Genomic DNA, 15,840 nt, shown 5'->3' with positions numbered 1-15,840 from the left:
GATGCGCGCACTTATTTTTGCGGCCATAGACCGCAGCCGCACCACATTGCTGACACTGTTTTTTCTAACGCTTGGGGGTATTGCGGCATTTCAGGCTATCCCGCGGGAGGCTAACCCAGACGTCACCATTCCCATGATTTATATCTCCATGACACTGGAAGGTATAAGCCCGGAGGATGCGGAGCGGTTGTTGGTACGCCCCATGGAGCAGGAGCTGCGTTCCCTCGAGGGAGTAAAAGAAATGCGTGGCACTGCATCTGAAGGGCATGCTTCTGTGATGCTGGAATTCGATGCTGGCTTTGATCCGGACACCGCTTTGCAAGACGTTCGGGAAAAAGTAGACACGGCCCGTAGCAAGCTACCACGGGAAGCCGACGAACCGCGGGTGAACGAAATCAACGTTTCTTTGTTTCCGGTACTCTCCATTGGCTTGTCCGGGCCCTTATCTGAACGCGAGCTGATCACGATTGCCCGTGGGCTTCAGGATGCTATCGAAGCGATTCCTGAAGTTCTGGAGGTGGAGATCGGTGGTGACCGGGAAGACCTGTTGGAAATTATTGTGGACCCTCAGGTATTGGAAGGCTACGGCATAGATTTTGACCAGCTCAGCAGCCTAGTGACCCGCAATAATCAGCTAGTGGCAGCTGGGTCACTGGACACCGGCAATGGTCGTATGACACTCAAAGTGCCCGGCGTTATTGAAAATATCGAAGACGTTATGTCTATGCCTGTGAAAGTTGATGGCGATACCGTGGTCACCTTCGGCGATGTCGCCATGCTACAGCGTACCTTCAAAGATCCGACTGGGTTTGCCCGCATTAATGGTGAGCCAGCCGTGGTGCTGGAAGTATCCAAACGCAGCGGGGCTAACATCATCGAAACCGTGGCTCAGGTACGGGAGTTAATCACTCGTGCTCAGCCGCAGCTGCCGGATGCTCTGGATGTGCGGTACATCATGGATCAGTCCGATGAGGTTCGCGACCTGCTGAGCGATCTGCTCAACAACGTATTGACCGCCATAGTATTGGTTATCATCGTAATCATTGCCGCTATGGGGCCACGTTCTGCTTTGCTGGTGGGGCTTACCATTCCGGGAGCCTTTCTCACCGGCATTCTGGTTATCTGGAGCATGGGGCTCACCCTCAACATTGTGGTGCTTTTCAGCCTTATTCTTGTTGCCGGAATGCTGGTGGACGGAGCCATTGTGGTATCGGAACTTGCAGACCGAAATTTGTCTGAAGGTCATACCGTGAAAAGCGCTTGGGCGGAAGCTGCAAGCAGAATGGCCTGGCCGATAATTGCGTCTACCGCCACCACCCTTGCGGTGTTTGTGCCGCTTTTGTTTTGGCCTGGCGTGGTGGGTGAATTCATGAAGTTCCTACCCATTACCGTAATCATCTGTTTGATTGCCTCTCTTGCCATGGCTCTGGTGTTTTTACCGGTGCTGGGCGGCGTAAGCGGCGGGCGCCGTGCACGCACCGTTAGTGAAAACGGGCGAATGATGCAGGGCTACCGCAAGTTGCTTTCCGCACTGCTCTCATATCCCGGATTTACGCTGGTGGGCGTTTTGGGTGTGGTTGTGTTGGTGTACGTCGCCTACGGCAAATTCAACTATGGCATCGAATTTTTCCCCAGCGTAGAGCCAGACTCTGCTCAGGTGCAGATTCGCGCCCGGGGTGACCTTTCTGTTATGGAACGGGACGCCATTGTGCGTCAGGTTGAGGGGCGCTTGCAGGGTATGCCGGAGGTGAAAGCGGTTTATGCGCGTTCCATGCTGAGCACCAGTACGCAAATGGCACCCGATGTGATTGGGGTGCTCCAGTTCCAGTTTACCGACTGGTTTACCCGGCGCCCGGCAAGTGCCATTTTGGATGACTTTTTGGCTCGCACGAAGGGTATTCCGGGCATTGAGTTGGAGTTTCGCGAGCAGGAAAACGGCCCTGCTGGCGGCAAACCGATAGAGCTTCAAATAAGCAGTCGGGACAGCTCCAAGCTCAACGGCTATGTTGATCAAATCGAGGATCAGATGCGCGCCCAAGGCGGCTTTGTGGATATTGAAGATGACCGAAGCTTGCCGGGCATTGAATGGCGACTGGAAGTGGATAGGGAAGCGGCTGCCCGTTTCGGAACCGATGTACTTAGCATTGGCAGCGCCGTTCGTTTGGTCACCAACGGTTTGGTTTTAGCTACGTTCCGACCGGAAGACGTTCGGGATGAGGTAGACATTGCCGTGCGGGTTCCCAACAACTGGCGCGAGCTGGATCATTTGCAACGTCAAACGATTAACACGGCTCGGGGGCAGGTGCCTCTATCACAATTTCTCGATCTGCAGCCGGGGCACAAAACCGGCAGCATTGCCCGTGTCGATGGCCAGCGAACCATTACCATCAAATCCGATATTCAGCCGGGAGAGCAGGTGGACAGCTTGTTGAAACAGTTGCAAGCCAAGCTCCCTGATACACCAGAGGGTGTGTCGGTAAAGTTTGCTGGTGAAAACGAAGACCAGCAACAGGCTTCTAATTTCCTGATCAGTGCGTTTTTGATCGCGATTGCCATGATGCTGCTTATTCTGGTGACCCAATTCAACTCGCTCTATCAGAGCTTTTTGATCCTTTCGGCTATTGTTCTCTCCACAGCGGGGGTGCTTTTGGGGTTACTGCTGAACGGCCAGTCCTTCGGGATCGTAATGGTGGGTATGGGCATTATTGCGCTGGCGGGTATCGTTGTGAACAACAACATCATTCTGATCGACACCTACAATCAGATGAAAAAGGACGGTATGGAGGCCTATGAGGCGGCGCTTGAAACCAGCTGCCTGCGTTTGCGTCCCGTGTTGCTCACAGCTGTTACCACGGTGCTCGGGCTGATGCCGATGGTACTAAGTGTCAACGTGGACCTGCTCACTCCCTCCCTAGGGCTGGGCGCGCCATCAACCCAATGGTGGGCGCAGCTTTCAAGCGCTATCGCCGGTGGTCTGGCATTTGCCACCATTCTGACACTGTTGTTAACACCGGCGATGCTGGTGTTGGGTGAGCGAGTGGGGCAGGCTGTCCGCAAAATATTTCGCCGATCACAACCAGCACAATGATGTAAATAAACCGCACTTATGAGTGCGGTTTGTAGCTTTTTTTGTTGATTTGCGCCAATTAGTACGAAGGGTAGGTAAAAAACCGAAGCTTGGGCCATACTTCTAGCATAAAGCTAAGCGACACATTTGGTCAGCGTAAAATCGGGGCTGGTTTTTGCAAAAACACTTCGGGCTGTTATGCATATTCATCCTACTGTTTATGTCCGTGTCGGCATACTCTGCCGATCAGGTGGCCATGTGGGGAAAACACTCTAAGCACATGGAATTGGCCAGCTATGTCGACTACTGGCAGGAGCCAGCAGCAGAGCGCGCAGGTATTTCCGAAATCACCAACTTGGGTGGTGATGTCTGGACTCGTAATGGCACCGATAGTGTCAATCTTGGCTATGGTCAGCATATTTACTGGTTTCGAGTGAAACTGGAAAACGTCACTGGCACAGAAGCCAATACGTTCCTTGAAATCGGTTATCCGGTCCTCGACCACATCGAGGTATATATCAACCCCAACCAACAGCTAGAAGCGCCGCTGATTTTGGGTGACAAACAGCCCTTTTATGACAGGCCAATTCTGCATCGCAATTTTGTTGTACCCATCACGCTTGCCTCCAAAGAGAAAACGACGGTTTACCTTCGTGTAAAAACCACCAGCTCTATGCAGGTTCCGCTGACGTTGTGGAATCAAAATGCATTTTATTCAGTAGAGCAGGCTCGGAGCATGTTTGAAGGGCTTTACTATGGCATTGTTCTGGTAATGATTCTGTATAACCTGTTTGTGTTTTTAGCAGTCGGGGAGCGTAGTTTCCTTCATTATGTAGGATTCATGGTTGCTATGCCGTTATTCCTGTCCAGCTTTCACGGCGTGGCGTTTCAGTATCTATGGCCGGAAGCAATCTGGTGGAATGACCAATCTATTATCGTTTTTCTCAGCTTGGTGGTTCTGTTTGGAGGGACCTTCACGCTCAGATTTATAAATGTTACCCGCGAAAACCACCCTGTGCTAAACCCGTGGACGCAGGGGATTGTGGTGGCCGCCGGGTTGATGGCTGCCGGTGGTTTTTTGATACCTTATAAGTACCTAATTTTACCAACAATATTAGTGGCTTCTGTCGGCTGCACAACCTTGTTGCTATTGAGTATTGTCCGGTGGGTCAAAAAAGATCCGGCAGCCCGATATTACACCTTTGCTTGGGTGTTCGTATTGTCCGGCGGGCTTGTACTGGCGCTCAGTAAGTTCACCCTGCTGCCCAGCAATCTGCTAACGGAGAATGCTACTCAGGTTGGCTCTGCCCTTGGCGTTATCTTACTGTCCATTGCTTTGGCAGATCGGCTTAACAAAGACAAGAAGCGAGTTTTTGAGGCCCAGCAAGGGCTTTTGCGCGAGGAACGTAAGGCTCGGATAGCTCAGGCGAAAACTCTGGAAATACAGCGGGAAGCCAATGCCTTGCTTGAAGAGAGAGTGCAAGAGCGTACCCGCGATCTTGAGCGGTTGAACTCGCAACTGTTGGAGCTGAGTTCAACAGACGCGTTAACAGAGCTTAAAAATCGTGGCCACTTTGATAGGGTGTTTCAGTCTGCGGTGGTGCATGCCTACCGGCACCAAGAGCCCCTTTCACTTTTGCTGCTTGACATTGATTACTTCAAACAATTTAACGATAACCACGGCCACTTGGTGGGTGATGATTGTTTGAAGATGGTCGCTCAATGTGTGCGGCAGTTGGTAACGCGGCCTCAGGATTTGGCTGCACGTTATGGTGGGGAAGAGTTTGTTGTACTGCTGCCGAACACGCCACATAAAGGGGCCGTTGACGTTGCCGAACGTATTCGTAAAGCCGTTGAAAAAATGGCTTTTCCGTTGTCGGGGCAAACACTTCATCTTACAGTGAGTGTGGGGGTGTGTTCGGAGCTACCTGCCAGTTCAGATGCCACTGAAGCGCTTTTTAGCAAAGCAGATGAAGCGCTATATCAGGCCAAAGCTAGAGGGCGTAATTGTGTGGTGGCTTGGTCAGCGCCCAGCGAGGACGCGACCACAGCTAACGTTCAAGCCTAGCCCCTCGGCGCAGCCCAAGGTGAGTATTCAGACTCTAGAGCAAACGCCAATTCCAGTAGTGTGCGTTCATCGCCGTGTTTGCCCATGAACTGCACTGAAATTGGCAGGTTCTCGGGCGTCATGGCCATGGGAATCGACAGCGCGGGTGAGCCGGTAACGTTGGCTAGCGGTGTAAAGTTCGCGTATCGGGTTAGGCGACCAAACAGTACATCGAAAGGTACTTTAGGGGTGAGATGACCCAACTTCGGAGTGGTGTGCCCCAGAGTCGGTGTCAGCACGGCATCCAAGCCTTTTATAGCATCGGCGTATTCGAACCTGGCACGGCGCAAGCGCCACAAAACCGCAGGCATCTTCCAGAAACCCCGCTTGAACATTTTGTCCAAACCTTCAGTTAGACCGTCTACCTGCCGCTTATCAAATCCTGAGTGGGTTATCTTGCGACCGTTGAGCTTCATGCCAAAAGCCAACAACGCCCAGTACATGGCAAAATCGTCAGGGAATTGCGAGTTTGCAGGTGTTGTTACAGGCTCAATAGTGTGGCCTTGAGCTTCTAGTTTTCGTGCAGTGGCTTCAACGGTTTGGCGAGTCATATCGTCGGTCTTGTGACCATTAATGGAGTCGATAACCAAGCCGATTCTTAACCGCTTCGTAGATGGGCCATCTACTTTGCCGATGGTTGGTAGTTTTGGGTTTCGGAAATACTGTTCAGCCTGATAGATAAAATTGGCAGTGTCTCTCACCGACCGGGTAACGACTCCGTCGCTGAGAATGTTGATAGGCAGTGATTTTGCGGCATCATTGTCGATAACGCGCCCGCGAGTTGGCTTTAAGCCCACCAGTCCACAACACGCAGCGGGAATCCGAATGGAGCCGCCACCGTCGTTAGCGTGGGCAATGGGCACAGCGCCGCTTGCCACCAACGCGGCTGCACCGCCCGAGGAAGCGCCGCTGGAAAACGCAAGATTCCAGGGGTTTCGGGTTGGTGCATCATGAACCGGCTCGGTAGACGCATTAAATCCAAATTCAGGCATGGTGGACTTGCCAAGACATAAAAAGCCCTGCGCCAGCATTTGCTGCGCGAAAGGGCTAGTGTCTTCTACAAGGTGTCCGGGAGGGACAGCTTGCGAACCTTGGCGCGTGGGCATTCCGGCCACATTCGTGTTGTCTTTTATAAACGTTGGCACGCCGGTGAAAAATGGCGTATCTGCCAGGCTTTTCTCTTTGTCCAGCTTGGCTGCGGCTTCCAGCATTTGTTCGTAGCGTTCCGCAATAACACCGTGCACCAGTGGTTCGGCTATGTGGAGGCGGTCGATGGCGGCTTGGGTCACTTCGGTAACGGAAACTTCGCGGTTGCGAATGCGTTCTGCCAAGGCTGTTGCGTCATCGTTGCCCAGCGCGTCGTTGGTGAAGGTATGTGCAGTATGTGCCGCGTCAGCAGACTGGCTCATGCATTGCTTCTCCGGGATTCTTTAATAACGTCGTAGGCATGGGTGATTTCTTGTGTGCGTTCTTCTGCCATTTCGCGCATGCTTTCCGGAAGACCCCGACCCGCAAGCTTGTCTGGATGGTTCTCGCTCATCAGCTTGCGGTACACCTTTTTCAGCTCTGCATCGCTAATTGATGGAGAAACCCCCAGCACTTTATAAGCATCGTCGGTTTGTTGTGCGGTAGATCGTTGGCCGCCGGTCTGGCCCGCGTGCGCGCCGCGTAACATGGCTTCCAGTTGATCTACTTGGCTTTCAGGCAGGCCAAGGCCGCGAGCAACACGAACAAGCATCTCGTGCTCTGCTGGATGAACAACACCGTCGGCCGCAACTGCGGAAACTTGCACCTGCAGAAACATCTGTAGGAAAGCAGGCTGGCGTCCGCTGATGGTCAAAAAGTGGTTCAGTTCGGCATCCAGATCAAAATCGTCGGCCTTACCGCGGCTGAAGGCAGCTTTGGCTGTTTCGCGCTGGGCTTCGTTCAGGCGAAAGCGCACGAACATGGCTTCTGCCATCTGGATTTCGTCTTTTGAAACCACGCCATCGGCTTTACACAGGGCGCCCATAACCGCAAATACAGATTCAATAAAACCGGATTGGATGTTCTGGAGTTTGCCAATCAGGCGGGTTTTCAGCCGGTTAAGCAAAAATGCGCCAAGAGCTGCCCCCACAAGAAAGCCGGGGAATTTGCCAAAGGCGTAACCAATCAAACCACCAATGATCATTGCAAACAGCATTAAAGCGTCCTTTAGGAATTATGGATAAGGCTACAGAATATACGTGTTTTTTGGAGGATCTTCATGAACAGGCTTTCATTCAGGCCATCTGTTTTCATTAGCGCTTGTATGCGAGCCTATTTTTTGTGATAAACATAGCATTTATGACGCCTGACCTGTTCGCAGACCTGCCTACTGAAGCCTTCACTGAGCACATCTCGGAGGGTGCACTTGTGCTTAGGCAATTTGCCACGACACAGGGGCATGATCTGCTGAAAGAAATCAGCGAGATAGTCGCCTTGGCGCCTTTTCGGCACATGACAACACCCGGCGGTCACAGAATGTCTGCGGCCATGAGTTGTTGTGGAAGCTATGGTTGGGTGACTGATGCGCGAGGGTATCGCTATCAGCGGGAAGACCCCAGTTCTGGCAAACCTTGGCCGATAATGCCGTCTGCCTTTGCTCATTTGGCCCAATCAGCTGCTCAGACAGCGGGCTATGCCGATTTCATCCCGGATTCCTGCCTGATCAATCGGTATGAGCCCGGTGCAAAAATGGGGCTGCATCAGGACAAAAACGAGCAAGATTTCACTCAGCCGATAGTGTCTGTATCGCTTGGCTTGCCTCAAGTGTTTCAATTTGGCGGGCTGGTACGCGGCGAACGGCCAAGAAATATTCCGCTAGGCCATGGCGATGTGGTGGTCTGGGGTGGGTCGTCACGATTGCGTTATCACGGTGTGCTTACGCTCAAGGCCGGAGAGCACCCGCTGACTGGCACTTGCCGATACAATCTCACGTTCCGCTGCGCCCGTTAACAGTGAGTGATTCTGGCAACTTTGGTCATTGAAACCCAGCCACCAAAAGCCCCGCGGCCAGTGATAGCAGCATAGGCCCGGCCACATAAACCCCGATTTTTCGGTTGCCGATCACCCAAGCCATGCCAGACTTGACCAAATTGTTGGTGGCCGCAGCAATAACAATACCGAGAACAGCTGCATCCATGGCCAGGCCGTTGTTCGACATGCGGGTGAGCGACAAGGTGATGGCGTCTACATCCGCAATGCCCGAGGTGGCCGCCAACATATAGATGCCGGTATCCCCCAGCCAGTTTTCCAAGAAATCACCCAGTAGCAGGATAGCTGTTAGCAGCATGCCGAAAACCAAAGCGGATTTCAGATCTAGCGGGTTTTGGTTAAGCGCTGGCTGGCTAACCTGAGCTGTGCCTGAGTTCCTGCGCCATATAATGATTGCCGGTATATAGAGCAGCATAGTCATAACCGCTACAGGCCCGACCAGACTTGGTAACAACTCCCGGTTAATAATGAAACAGTACACCAGAATGCGGGGGAACATAGTGCCGCAGGCAATCAGAATACCTGTAGCAAATTGGGCATTCAGGTCAGGGTGCCTGTCAGCCTGACGGGCAAAGTGCAGGGTGAGGGCGGTGGAAGAGCTTAAACCCGCAAACAGGCTGGTAAAAAGTATACCTTTGCTGGTGCCCGCCACTCGCATGGCGAAATATCCCACAAAGGATATAGATGCGATCATTACCACCATCCACCAAATCTCACGGGGGTTTAGCACGCCACCAGAGCCCATTTGCTCGTTGGGCAGCAAGGGCAGCATTACAACCGAAATAACCAGAAGTTTGAGTGCTGCATCCAGTTCGTGGGCTTGGAGTTTGTGCACCCAGCCGTGAATTTCATCTTTGTTATCGAGAATAATGGCTGTGATTACTGCTGCAGACGTTGCCATGACCGGATCGACGGCTACCGCTATGGCGCCAAAGCAGAAGGTGAGCACCATGCTCACCATGCCGGTGATGCTGAAGTTACGAATATGATCGAGCCGCTCGCTGTAAGCCACAATCGCCATTGCGACCACGCTGAGCAGAAGAACAGGAAATGCCCACACAGTAATCTCCTGCGCCAGTACCGCAGAGATGCCGCCCAGAAGACCAATAAGAGAGAAGGTGCGAATGCCGGCTATGCGCTCGCCGGATTTCTGTTCGCGCGATCCCCAGCCTCGCTCTAAACCTATGATGGCGCCCAGAAGAAGGGCTACGGCAAGATTAAATGTGGTCTGGTTCGCGATAAGAAACTGGGATGCAACATCGTCCATGAACGAATGTAACTCCTTTCGGGTGTAGGTGTTGCCGGGATAATAACAGCCAGTAAGGCTTGGAGGACAGGCACCCTTACGCCGGAACCCGTATTTTGATAGAATTCGCGCCCTTTATTTTGCCGTCATCCGCAATTCAAGCAACGGCAATCCTATCCTCATTAAACCGCGCAGCCACCCGGGTACCCAAAGCTATGTTAAATACAATGAAAGCCGAATGGTTTTCCAATATTAAGGGCGATTTGCTCGCCGGGATCGTGGTTGCCCTTGCGTTGATTCCGGAAGCAATTGCTTTTTCGATCATCGCAGGCGTCGATCCCAAAGTTGGGTTATACGCCTCGTTTTGTATTGCCGTGATCATTGCCTTTGTGGGTGGTCGCCCGGGAATGATCTCGGCGGCAACCGGCGCTATGGCGTTGCTGATGGTTACGCTGGTTAAGGAGCATGGCCTCGAATACCTGATGGCAGCCACTCTGTTAACCGGTGTAATCCAAATCCTGGCCGGTTGGCTGAAGTTGGGCAGCCTAATGCGATTTGTGTCGCGCTCCGTGGTTACGGGCTTTGTGAATGCTCTGGCTATCCTAATCTTTATGGCACAGCTGCCCGAACTAACGAACGTAACCTGGCATGTGTACGCCATGACAGCGGCAGGGCTGGGCATTATTTACCTGTTCCCCTATGTGCCGATGCTGGGCAAACTGCTGCCCTCGCCACTGATCTGCATCGTGGCTCTGACCATTGTTGCCGTGCTGTTCAATATAGACGTGCGCACGGTGGGCGACATGGGCGAACTGCCCGATACCCTGCCCATATTCCTTTGGCCTGATGTACCGCTGAACCTTGAAACCCTGATGATTATCTTGCCGTATTCTATTCCACTGGCCGTGGTGGGCTTACTGGAGTCCATGATGACTGCGACCATTGTGGATGACCTAACCGATACGGAAAGTGACCGCAACCGCGAATGCCGAGGGCAGGGCATTGCCAACATAGGCTCCGGTCTGTTCGGTGGTATGGCTGGCTGTGCGATGATTGGGCAATCGGTTATCAACGTAAAATCCGGGGGTCGAGGTCGGCTTTCCACGTTCACCGCTGGTGTATTCCTGATGGTGATGATTGTGGTGCTGGACGACATATTGGTGCAAATTCCCATGGCTGCTTTGGTTGCAGTCATGATCATGGTGTCTATCGGCACCTTCTCCTGGGAGTCCATCCGCAACCTGAAAACTCACCCGCTCTCCACCAATATTGTGATGCTGGTCACCGTGTGCGTGGTTGTTGCAACCCACAATCTGGCGCTGGGTGTGTTTGCCGGTGTGTTGCTCGCGGCTCTGTTTTTCGCCAACAAAATCGGGCACTTTATGGAAGTGCAGTCCACTCTGGATGAAGAATCGGGCACGCGCACCTATAAGGTGATGGGCCAAGTGTTTTTCAGCTCTTCAGAAAAATTCGTGGCGGCATTTGATTTCCGCGAAGTGGTCGATAAAGTGGTTATAGATGTGAGCCGTGCCCATTTTTGGGACATTACTGCCGTAGGCGCGCTCGACAAAGTCATTATCAAATTCCGTCGAGACGGTGCGGAGGTGGAAGTGATAGGCATGAATCAGGCCAGCGCAACCATCGTTGACCGTTTTGGTGTGCACGATAAGCCGGAAGGCATTGATCAGCTGATGGGCCACTAATATGCAAGATACAAACGGAAATTCCCAAGCAACCGAGCAGGATGCGTTGCACGTTGTGGCTTGTGTGGACGGCTCCCGCGCAGCGCCAGCCGTATGCGACTATGCAGCTTGGGCCAGCAAGCATATGGGGTCACCGCTAACGCTTCTGCATGTACTTGACGAAGAGCGTTATCCGTCAGAGCCAGATCTTGCCGGTAATATTGGCTTGGGTAGTCGTGAGCACCTGCTCGATGAGCTGGCGCAGCTGGATCGTAAGCGGGCCAAACTGGCGTTGGAACACGGTAACCACATGTTGGACGAAGCCGTCCACAGGTTGCAGGGTGCCGGTCTTGGCGAGATCAAAAAGCGCCAACGCCATGGTGACTTGACCGAATCTTTGCTGGCCATTGAAGATGAAACGCGGCTAGTTGTCATGGGCTTGCACGGCGAAAGCAGTTCGGATCGGGAGGCTCGCGTTGGCAGTCAGCTCGAAACCGTAATCCGCAGTGTACATAGGCCGATTTTGCTGGTGCCAGACGAGTTTTCAACACCGCGCACGGCCATGCTCGCGTTCGACGGCAGTGCCACAGCGTTTAGAGGCGTAGAGCTGCTGGCTGGCAGCCCAGTACTCAAAGGCATGCCCTTACACCTAGTGATGGTCGGATCAGACACGAAAGAGCATTGGGGCCAGTTGGAGAAGGCTAAGCTGATGCTGGCGCCGCTTGATGCGGATATCACCCTGACCATTCTGGCCGGCGATGTGGAGCAGGCTCTACACAGCTATCAGGAAAAGAACGGTATCGATATCACCGTTATGGGTGCCTACGGCCACTCCCGTATTCGCCAGTTCTTTGTTGGCAGCACGACTACAAACATGCTGAGAACAGCGGAGAAGCCGCTGGTTATTCTTCGTTAGTTCACCTTGATGGTTTTGAGCTTGTTAAGGCTCGATAAGGATTGGCGTGCCATTACCTACTGCGCGCCAAATCTCTTCAATTTCTACATTGCTTACCGCAATGCAGCCGTCTGTCCAGTCCCAGAGCTGAAGCAGCGGGCTTAGCCAACCTAGGCCGTTGGGCTGGCCGTGAATCATGATCATGCCTCCGGGGGGAACCGACATGGCAGCAGCCTGTGTGCGATCCTTCGAGTTGGGATATGAAACATGTAATGATCGGTGGTAGGCGCTTTTGATATTTCTCCAGTCGAGCAAATATCGGCCTTCGGGTGTGCGTTGATCACCTTCCTGTTGCTTATGCCCTTCTGGGTTTCCACCAAGGGCGATGTTGTAGGCTCGATAAGTTAAACCGTCCCGTACCAAGTAGAGCTTTCTTTCCGCCTTTTTGACCAGCACGGAATCAGCAGCTGGCAGATCTTTGGCTAGCAACATTGGTAGTTTTTTATCTATAAAATACAAAGCGATAACCAGCGTAGCCAGTAACACAATGATAGCAATGAACCACTTATGCTTCATGTTTGCTGTGGAGTCTAGAACAAAAAGCCCCGAATAGAGCAGCAGTTAACGTTGTGAAAGATGATAGGTAACCAAAAATGAAATAGCTTTCTCCCATTTCGTTGAGCACCACTTGCCGGAGCACATGATCTGATTCCATGTCGTAATAACCGTAAGCTAGGAACAAGGAAATGCCGACAGCTGGTATTAGAAACAGAGGCTTGAGATAGGAAAGGCCACCGAGCAAAGCAGCCAGAAGCAGTGCTGAAAACCACATACTTGGATAGCTCTGGACTTTGTCGGTTACTTCAGCGAAGGCAGTAATGGGTATCCAGAGTAGTATCACAAGAGCACGAGCGGCCATTTACTTGACAACCTCAACCGGAATGCGAACCTGACTCGACTCAATGGCATTTCTTAATCGATCAGTATGGTTGTTACCAAATATCCCGCCGCCAACATCAATGCAACCAGCCGAACCGGATGTGTCGCCACCGTGAATAAAAAAGCCGTCGCGACCGAAAGTCGCTGTTCTATTGTCCGGGTGGAGCCTTACTCGCCAGTCTCCCCAGTCGCCCTGTGTTCGTCGCGCTAAATCTCCTAATAAACTTGGGTCGCTTAACTCGGACGGCACTATGTAATAGGTGCCAATGGGTATCGGACCTTCATTTTTTTTGGAAATACAGGCTTGTATGGCATTGTTCATACAGCTACCGCGACCACTAGTAGCCGGTATAGTAAGCGAATTAGCGTGTGTTTTCAGAGTAAGGGTACGGTCGGTAATACTGAAGCTAATTTTCATTAGACATCCTTGTCAATTATTGATTTACCAATGCTACCTTTTGGCTCTAGTCAAGGCAAAAAAATTCTCGGTCTGAATGCTGGGTCAAGCCCAAAAACTATCTTAAGGTGCTAATCATATATTTCTATTGCGACTTATGGTTTTGGTGTATATAGTGATTCTGTCTTGGCTTTCCACTATATGTTGTGTTTTGTGGTGGGGAATCCGGTGAGACTCCGGAGCTGACGCGCAGCGGTATTGGGGAACAAACGTAGCAATGAAGACACTGGTGAAAACCGGGAAGTCGTCACGTAAGGCAGATCCGAAAGGTTCACGCCCCTGAGTCCGAAGACCAGCCAAGACACTCAACACTGCACCTTCGCGACTCAGGGTAAACAGTTGGCAAATTGCACGGGGCAACTATCCGTTGGATAACCCTATGTGAACGGCCTCCTGTGTATGCGAAGGGAATATACCTGACGCGATACCAGGAGTCGTAACATGCCAGCTTTCCCCGCAATTCCCGAGCCAGTTGAACCTTCGTTACTGGATATCTCGGCAACCGTCAGCGAATATCTTCAGCGAAGCGATTGGCGAGTCAATGCCAATGCTAATCAGGGCTACTCTCTGGGTGGCCTGATTCTGAACACTGCCGGAAAAGTCATCGCCAACTATTGGCTTAATGATGTCTATACACAAACCATCGGACAGGCGCACCGTGAGGCAGACCTTCATATACACGATCTAGATATGTTGAGTGGCTACTGTGCTGGTTGGTCGCTGCGTACCTTATTGCATGAAGGCCTTAACGGCGTGCCCGGTAAGGTGGAGTCAGCACCCCCGAAGCACTTATCGAGCGCCATCGGCCAGATGGTAAACTTCTTGGGTACGCTGCAAAACGAATGGGCCGGAGCTCAAGCCTTCAGCTCTTTCGATACCTACTTGGCACCTTTTATCCGCAAGGATAATCTGGATTACGAAACAGTACGCCAGTGCATCCAAGAGTTTGTTTACAACCTCAACGTGCCTTCACGCTGGGGCACCCAAACGCCCTTTACCAACATCACCTTTGATTGGGTTTGCCCGGAGGATCTACGAGAACAGATACCGGTCATCGCCGGTGAAGAGATGCCTTTTAGCTACGGTGATCTGCAGTTAGAAATGGATCTGATCAACCGAGCCTACATTGAGGTGATGGCTGCTGGAGACAGTAAAAATCGGGTATTCACTTTCCCGATTCCTACCTACAACATTACTCGGGATTTTGATTGGGAATCTGAAAATGCCCAGCGCCTGTTTGAAATGACAGCGCGGTATGGCCTGCCTTACTTTCAAAATTTCCTCAATTCAGACCTGGAACCCAGCATGGTGCGATCCATGTGTTGCCGTTTACAACTGGACCTGAGAGAACTGCTAAAACGCGGCAATGGCTTGTTCGGCTCTGCAGAACAAACCGGTTCTCTTGGCGTGGTAACGATTAATTGTGCCCGGCTGGGGTATTTATACAAAGGCCGCAAGCAGGCGCTATATGCTCGATTAGATGAACTGATGGAGTTGGCACGGGATAGTCTGGAAGTAAAGCGAGAAATAATAAGCCGACACATGGCCGACGGGCTGCTGCCCTATAGCCAACGTTATTTGGGTACTCTGCGAAACCATTTTTCTACCATTGGCGTGAATGGGCTAAATGAAATGATCCGAAATTATTCGGACGATCGCGAAGATATTGCTACCGAGTGGGGCAGAGCGTTTGCGCTGGGGTTGTTGGATCATGTTCGGGATCGAATGAAGGAGTTTCAGGAACAGACCGGCAACCTTTATAACCTTGAAGCAACCCCGGCAGAAGGCACCACCTATCGGTTTGCCAAGGAAGACCAAAAACGCTTTCCAAGCATTCTGCAGGCGGGAACGCATGATGCACCTTATTACACCAATTCCAGTCAGCTGCCCGTAGGTTTTACTGATGACCCTTTTGAAACGCTGGATCTGCAGGATGAGTTGCAAACACGTTACACGGGCGGCACGGTGTTACACCTCTATATGCGTGAACGCATCAGCGATGCGGCCACCTGTGGCCGGTTTGTCAAGCGTGTTCTGGAAAACTATCGACTGCCGTATATCACGGTAACGCCCACCTTCTCCATTTGCCCTGTACATGGCTATCTCAACGGCGAGCACGAGTTCTGCCCCAAATGTGATGAGTTGCTGATGACGGGCCAGAATACGCAAATGGCTGCTGCAGCGATTGCCTGAATTTCGGAGCACCGCTCCGATATTGACGGTGGGTAACTGCGAACAAAGCGACCTACCGGATTTCCTCAAGAAGCAAATGCAAAGGAGATGTTATGGAAAACCAAAAGCTACCCAACGAAAATCAACGCCAACGCTGTGAAGTATGGACGCGGGTTATGGGCTATCACCGCCCTGTTTCTGCCTTTAACAAAGGCAAGCAATCAGAGCACCATGAACGTACTCATTTTAAGGAGCGTTGA

12 protein-coding genes, 1 pseudogene and 1 riboswitch are annotated in these 15,840 nt (G+C 52.0%); of the genes and pseudogenes, 7 read left to right on the top strand and 6 right to left on the bottom strand.

Features of this window, described 5'->3' with window-relative positions; genetic code table 11:
• Position 1 precedes the first annotated feature (1 nt).
• Positions 2–3,088, top strand: coding sequence for an efflux RND transporter permease subunit (locus tag FE845_RS11825; RefSeq protein ID WP_200364839.1), 3,087 nt, complete (start codon positions 2–4; stop codon positions 3,086–3,088).
• A 154-nt stretch (positions 3,089–3,242) separates the two neighbouring features.
• A complete protein-coding gene (locus FE845_RS11820) occupies positions 3,243–5,135 on the top strand; it encodes a 7TM diverse intracellular signaling domain-containing protein (protein ID WP_227714303.1) in 1,893 nt (630 codons plus the stop codon).
• Here the strand turns inward: FE845_RS11820 and FE845_RS11815 are convergent.
• Positions 5,132–6,583, bottom strand: coding sequence for an amidase (locus FE845_RS11815; RefSeq protein WP_200364837.1), 1,452 nt, complete (start codon positions 6,581–6,583; stop codon positions 5,132–5,134). The two genes, FE845_RS11820 and FE845_RS11815, sit on opposite strands and share 4 nt — an antisense overlap.
• Positions 6,580–7,356, bottom strand: a complete 777-nt coding sequence (gene djlA / locus FE845_RS11810; protein ID WP_200364834.1) for a co-chaperone DjlA — start codon at positions 7,354–7,356, stop codon at positions 6,580–6,582. Before djlA ends, FE845_RS11815 begins: the two co-directional genes overlap by 4 nt.
• A 143-nt stretch (positions 7,357–7,499) precedes the next feature.
• Between djlA and alkB the strand changes: the two genes are divergently transcribed.
• Entirely contained in the window at positions 7,500–8,150 is a 651-nt protein-coding gene (gene alkB, locus FE845_RS11805) for a DNA oxidative demethylase AlkB (protein ID WP_200364832.1), read from the top strand.
• 25 nt (positions 8,151–8,175) lie between these two features.
• Here the strand turns inward: alkB and FE845_RS11800 are convergent, their stop codons facing one another.
• Positions 8,176–9,456 carry an MgtC/SapB family protein gene (locus FE845_RS11800; RefSeq protein ID WP_200364829.1) on the bottom strand — a complete coding sequence of 427 codons (1,281 nt, stop codon included), beginning with the start codon at positions 9,454–9,456 and terminating at the stop codon, positions 8,176–8,178.
• Positions 9,457–9,650: 194 nt separating this feature from the next.
• On the opposite strand from FE845_RS11800, the gene FE845_RS11795 reads away from it, so the two are divergent.
• Entirely contained in the window at positions 9,651–11,138 is a 1,488-nt protein-coding gene (locus tag FE845_RS11795) for a SulP family inorganic anion transporter (protein WP_200364827.1), read from the top strand.
• A 1-nt stretch (position 11,139) separates the two neighbouring features.
• Positions 11,140–12,033 (top strand): universal stress protein, encoded by an 894-nt coding sequence (locus FE845_RS11790; RefSeq protein ID WP_200364825.1) that lies wholly within the window; start codon positions 11,140–11,142, stop codon positions 12,031–12,033.
• Between the two features lie 24 nt (positions 12,034–12,057).
• Here the strand turns inward: FE845_RS11790 and FE845_RS11785 are convergent, their stop codons facing one another.
• The 3 genes from FE845_RS11785 to FE845_RS11775 are packed head-to-tail and all read right to left on the bottom strand — an operon-like array spanning position 12,058 to position 13,369.
• On the bottom strand, positions 12,058–12,588 hold the full coding sequence (locus tag FE845_RS11785; protein ID WP_200364823.1) for a L,D-transpeptidase family protein: 531 nt from the start codon (positions 12,586–12,588) through the stop codon (positions 12,058–12,060).
• Positions 12,578–12,931, bottom strand: a complete 354-nt coding sequence (locus FE845_RS11780; protein WP_200364821.1) for a hypothetical protein — start codon at positions 12,929–12,931, stop codon at positions 12,578–12,580. The genes FE845_RS11785 and FE845_RS11780 overlap by 11 nt, the downstream gene beginning before the upstream one ends.
• Complete coding sequence (locus FE845_RS11775) at positions 12,932–13,369, bottom strand: tlde1 domain-containing protein (RefSeq protein WP_200364818.1); 438 nt, start codon at positions 13,367–13,369, stop codon at positions 12,932–12,934.
• A 149-nt stretch (positions 13,370–13,518) separates the two neighbouring features.
• A riboswitch (cobalamin riboswitch) is annotated at positions 13,519–13,724 on the top strand.
• 176 nt (positions 13,725–13,900) lie between these two features.
• Between FE845_RS11775 and FE845_RS11770 the strand changes: the two are divergent.
• A pseudogene (locus FE845_RS11770) lies at positions 13,901–15,601 on the top strand (ribonucleoside triphosphate reductase); the annotation flags it as partial.
• 92 nt (positions 15,602–15,693) lie between these two features.
• Complete coding sequence (gene nrdD / locus FE845_RS11765; RefSeq protein ID WP_200364814.1) at positions 15,694–15,840, top strand: anaerobic ribonucleoside-triphosphate reductase; 147 nt, start codon at positions 15,694–15,696, stop codon at positions 15,838–15,840.

Origin of the sequence: Marinobacter sp. 1-4A (assembly GCF_016597725.1) — a bacterium.
In the GTDB taxonomy this organism is placed as follows: domain Bacteria; phylum Pseudomonadota; class Gammaproteobacteria; order Pseudomonadales; family Oleiphilaceae; genus Marinobacter.
Note: the sequence above shows the minus strand (reverse complement) of the source record. Positions and strands in the feature narration are given on the sequence as shown.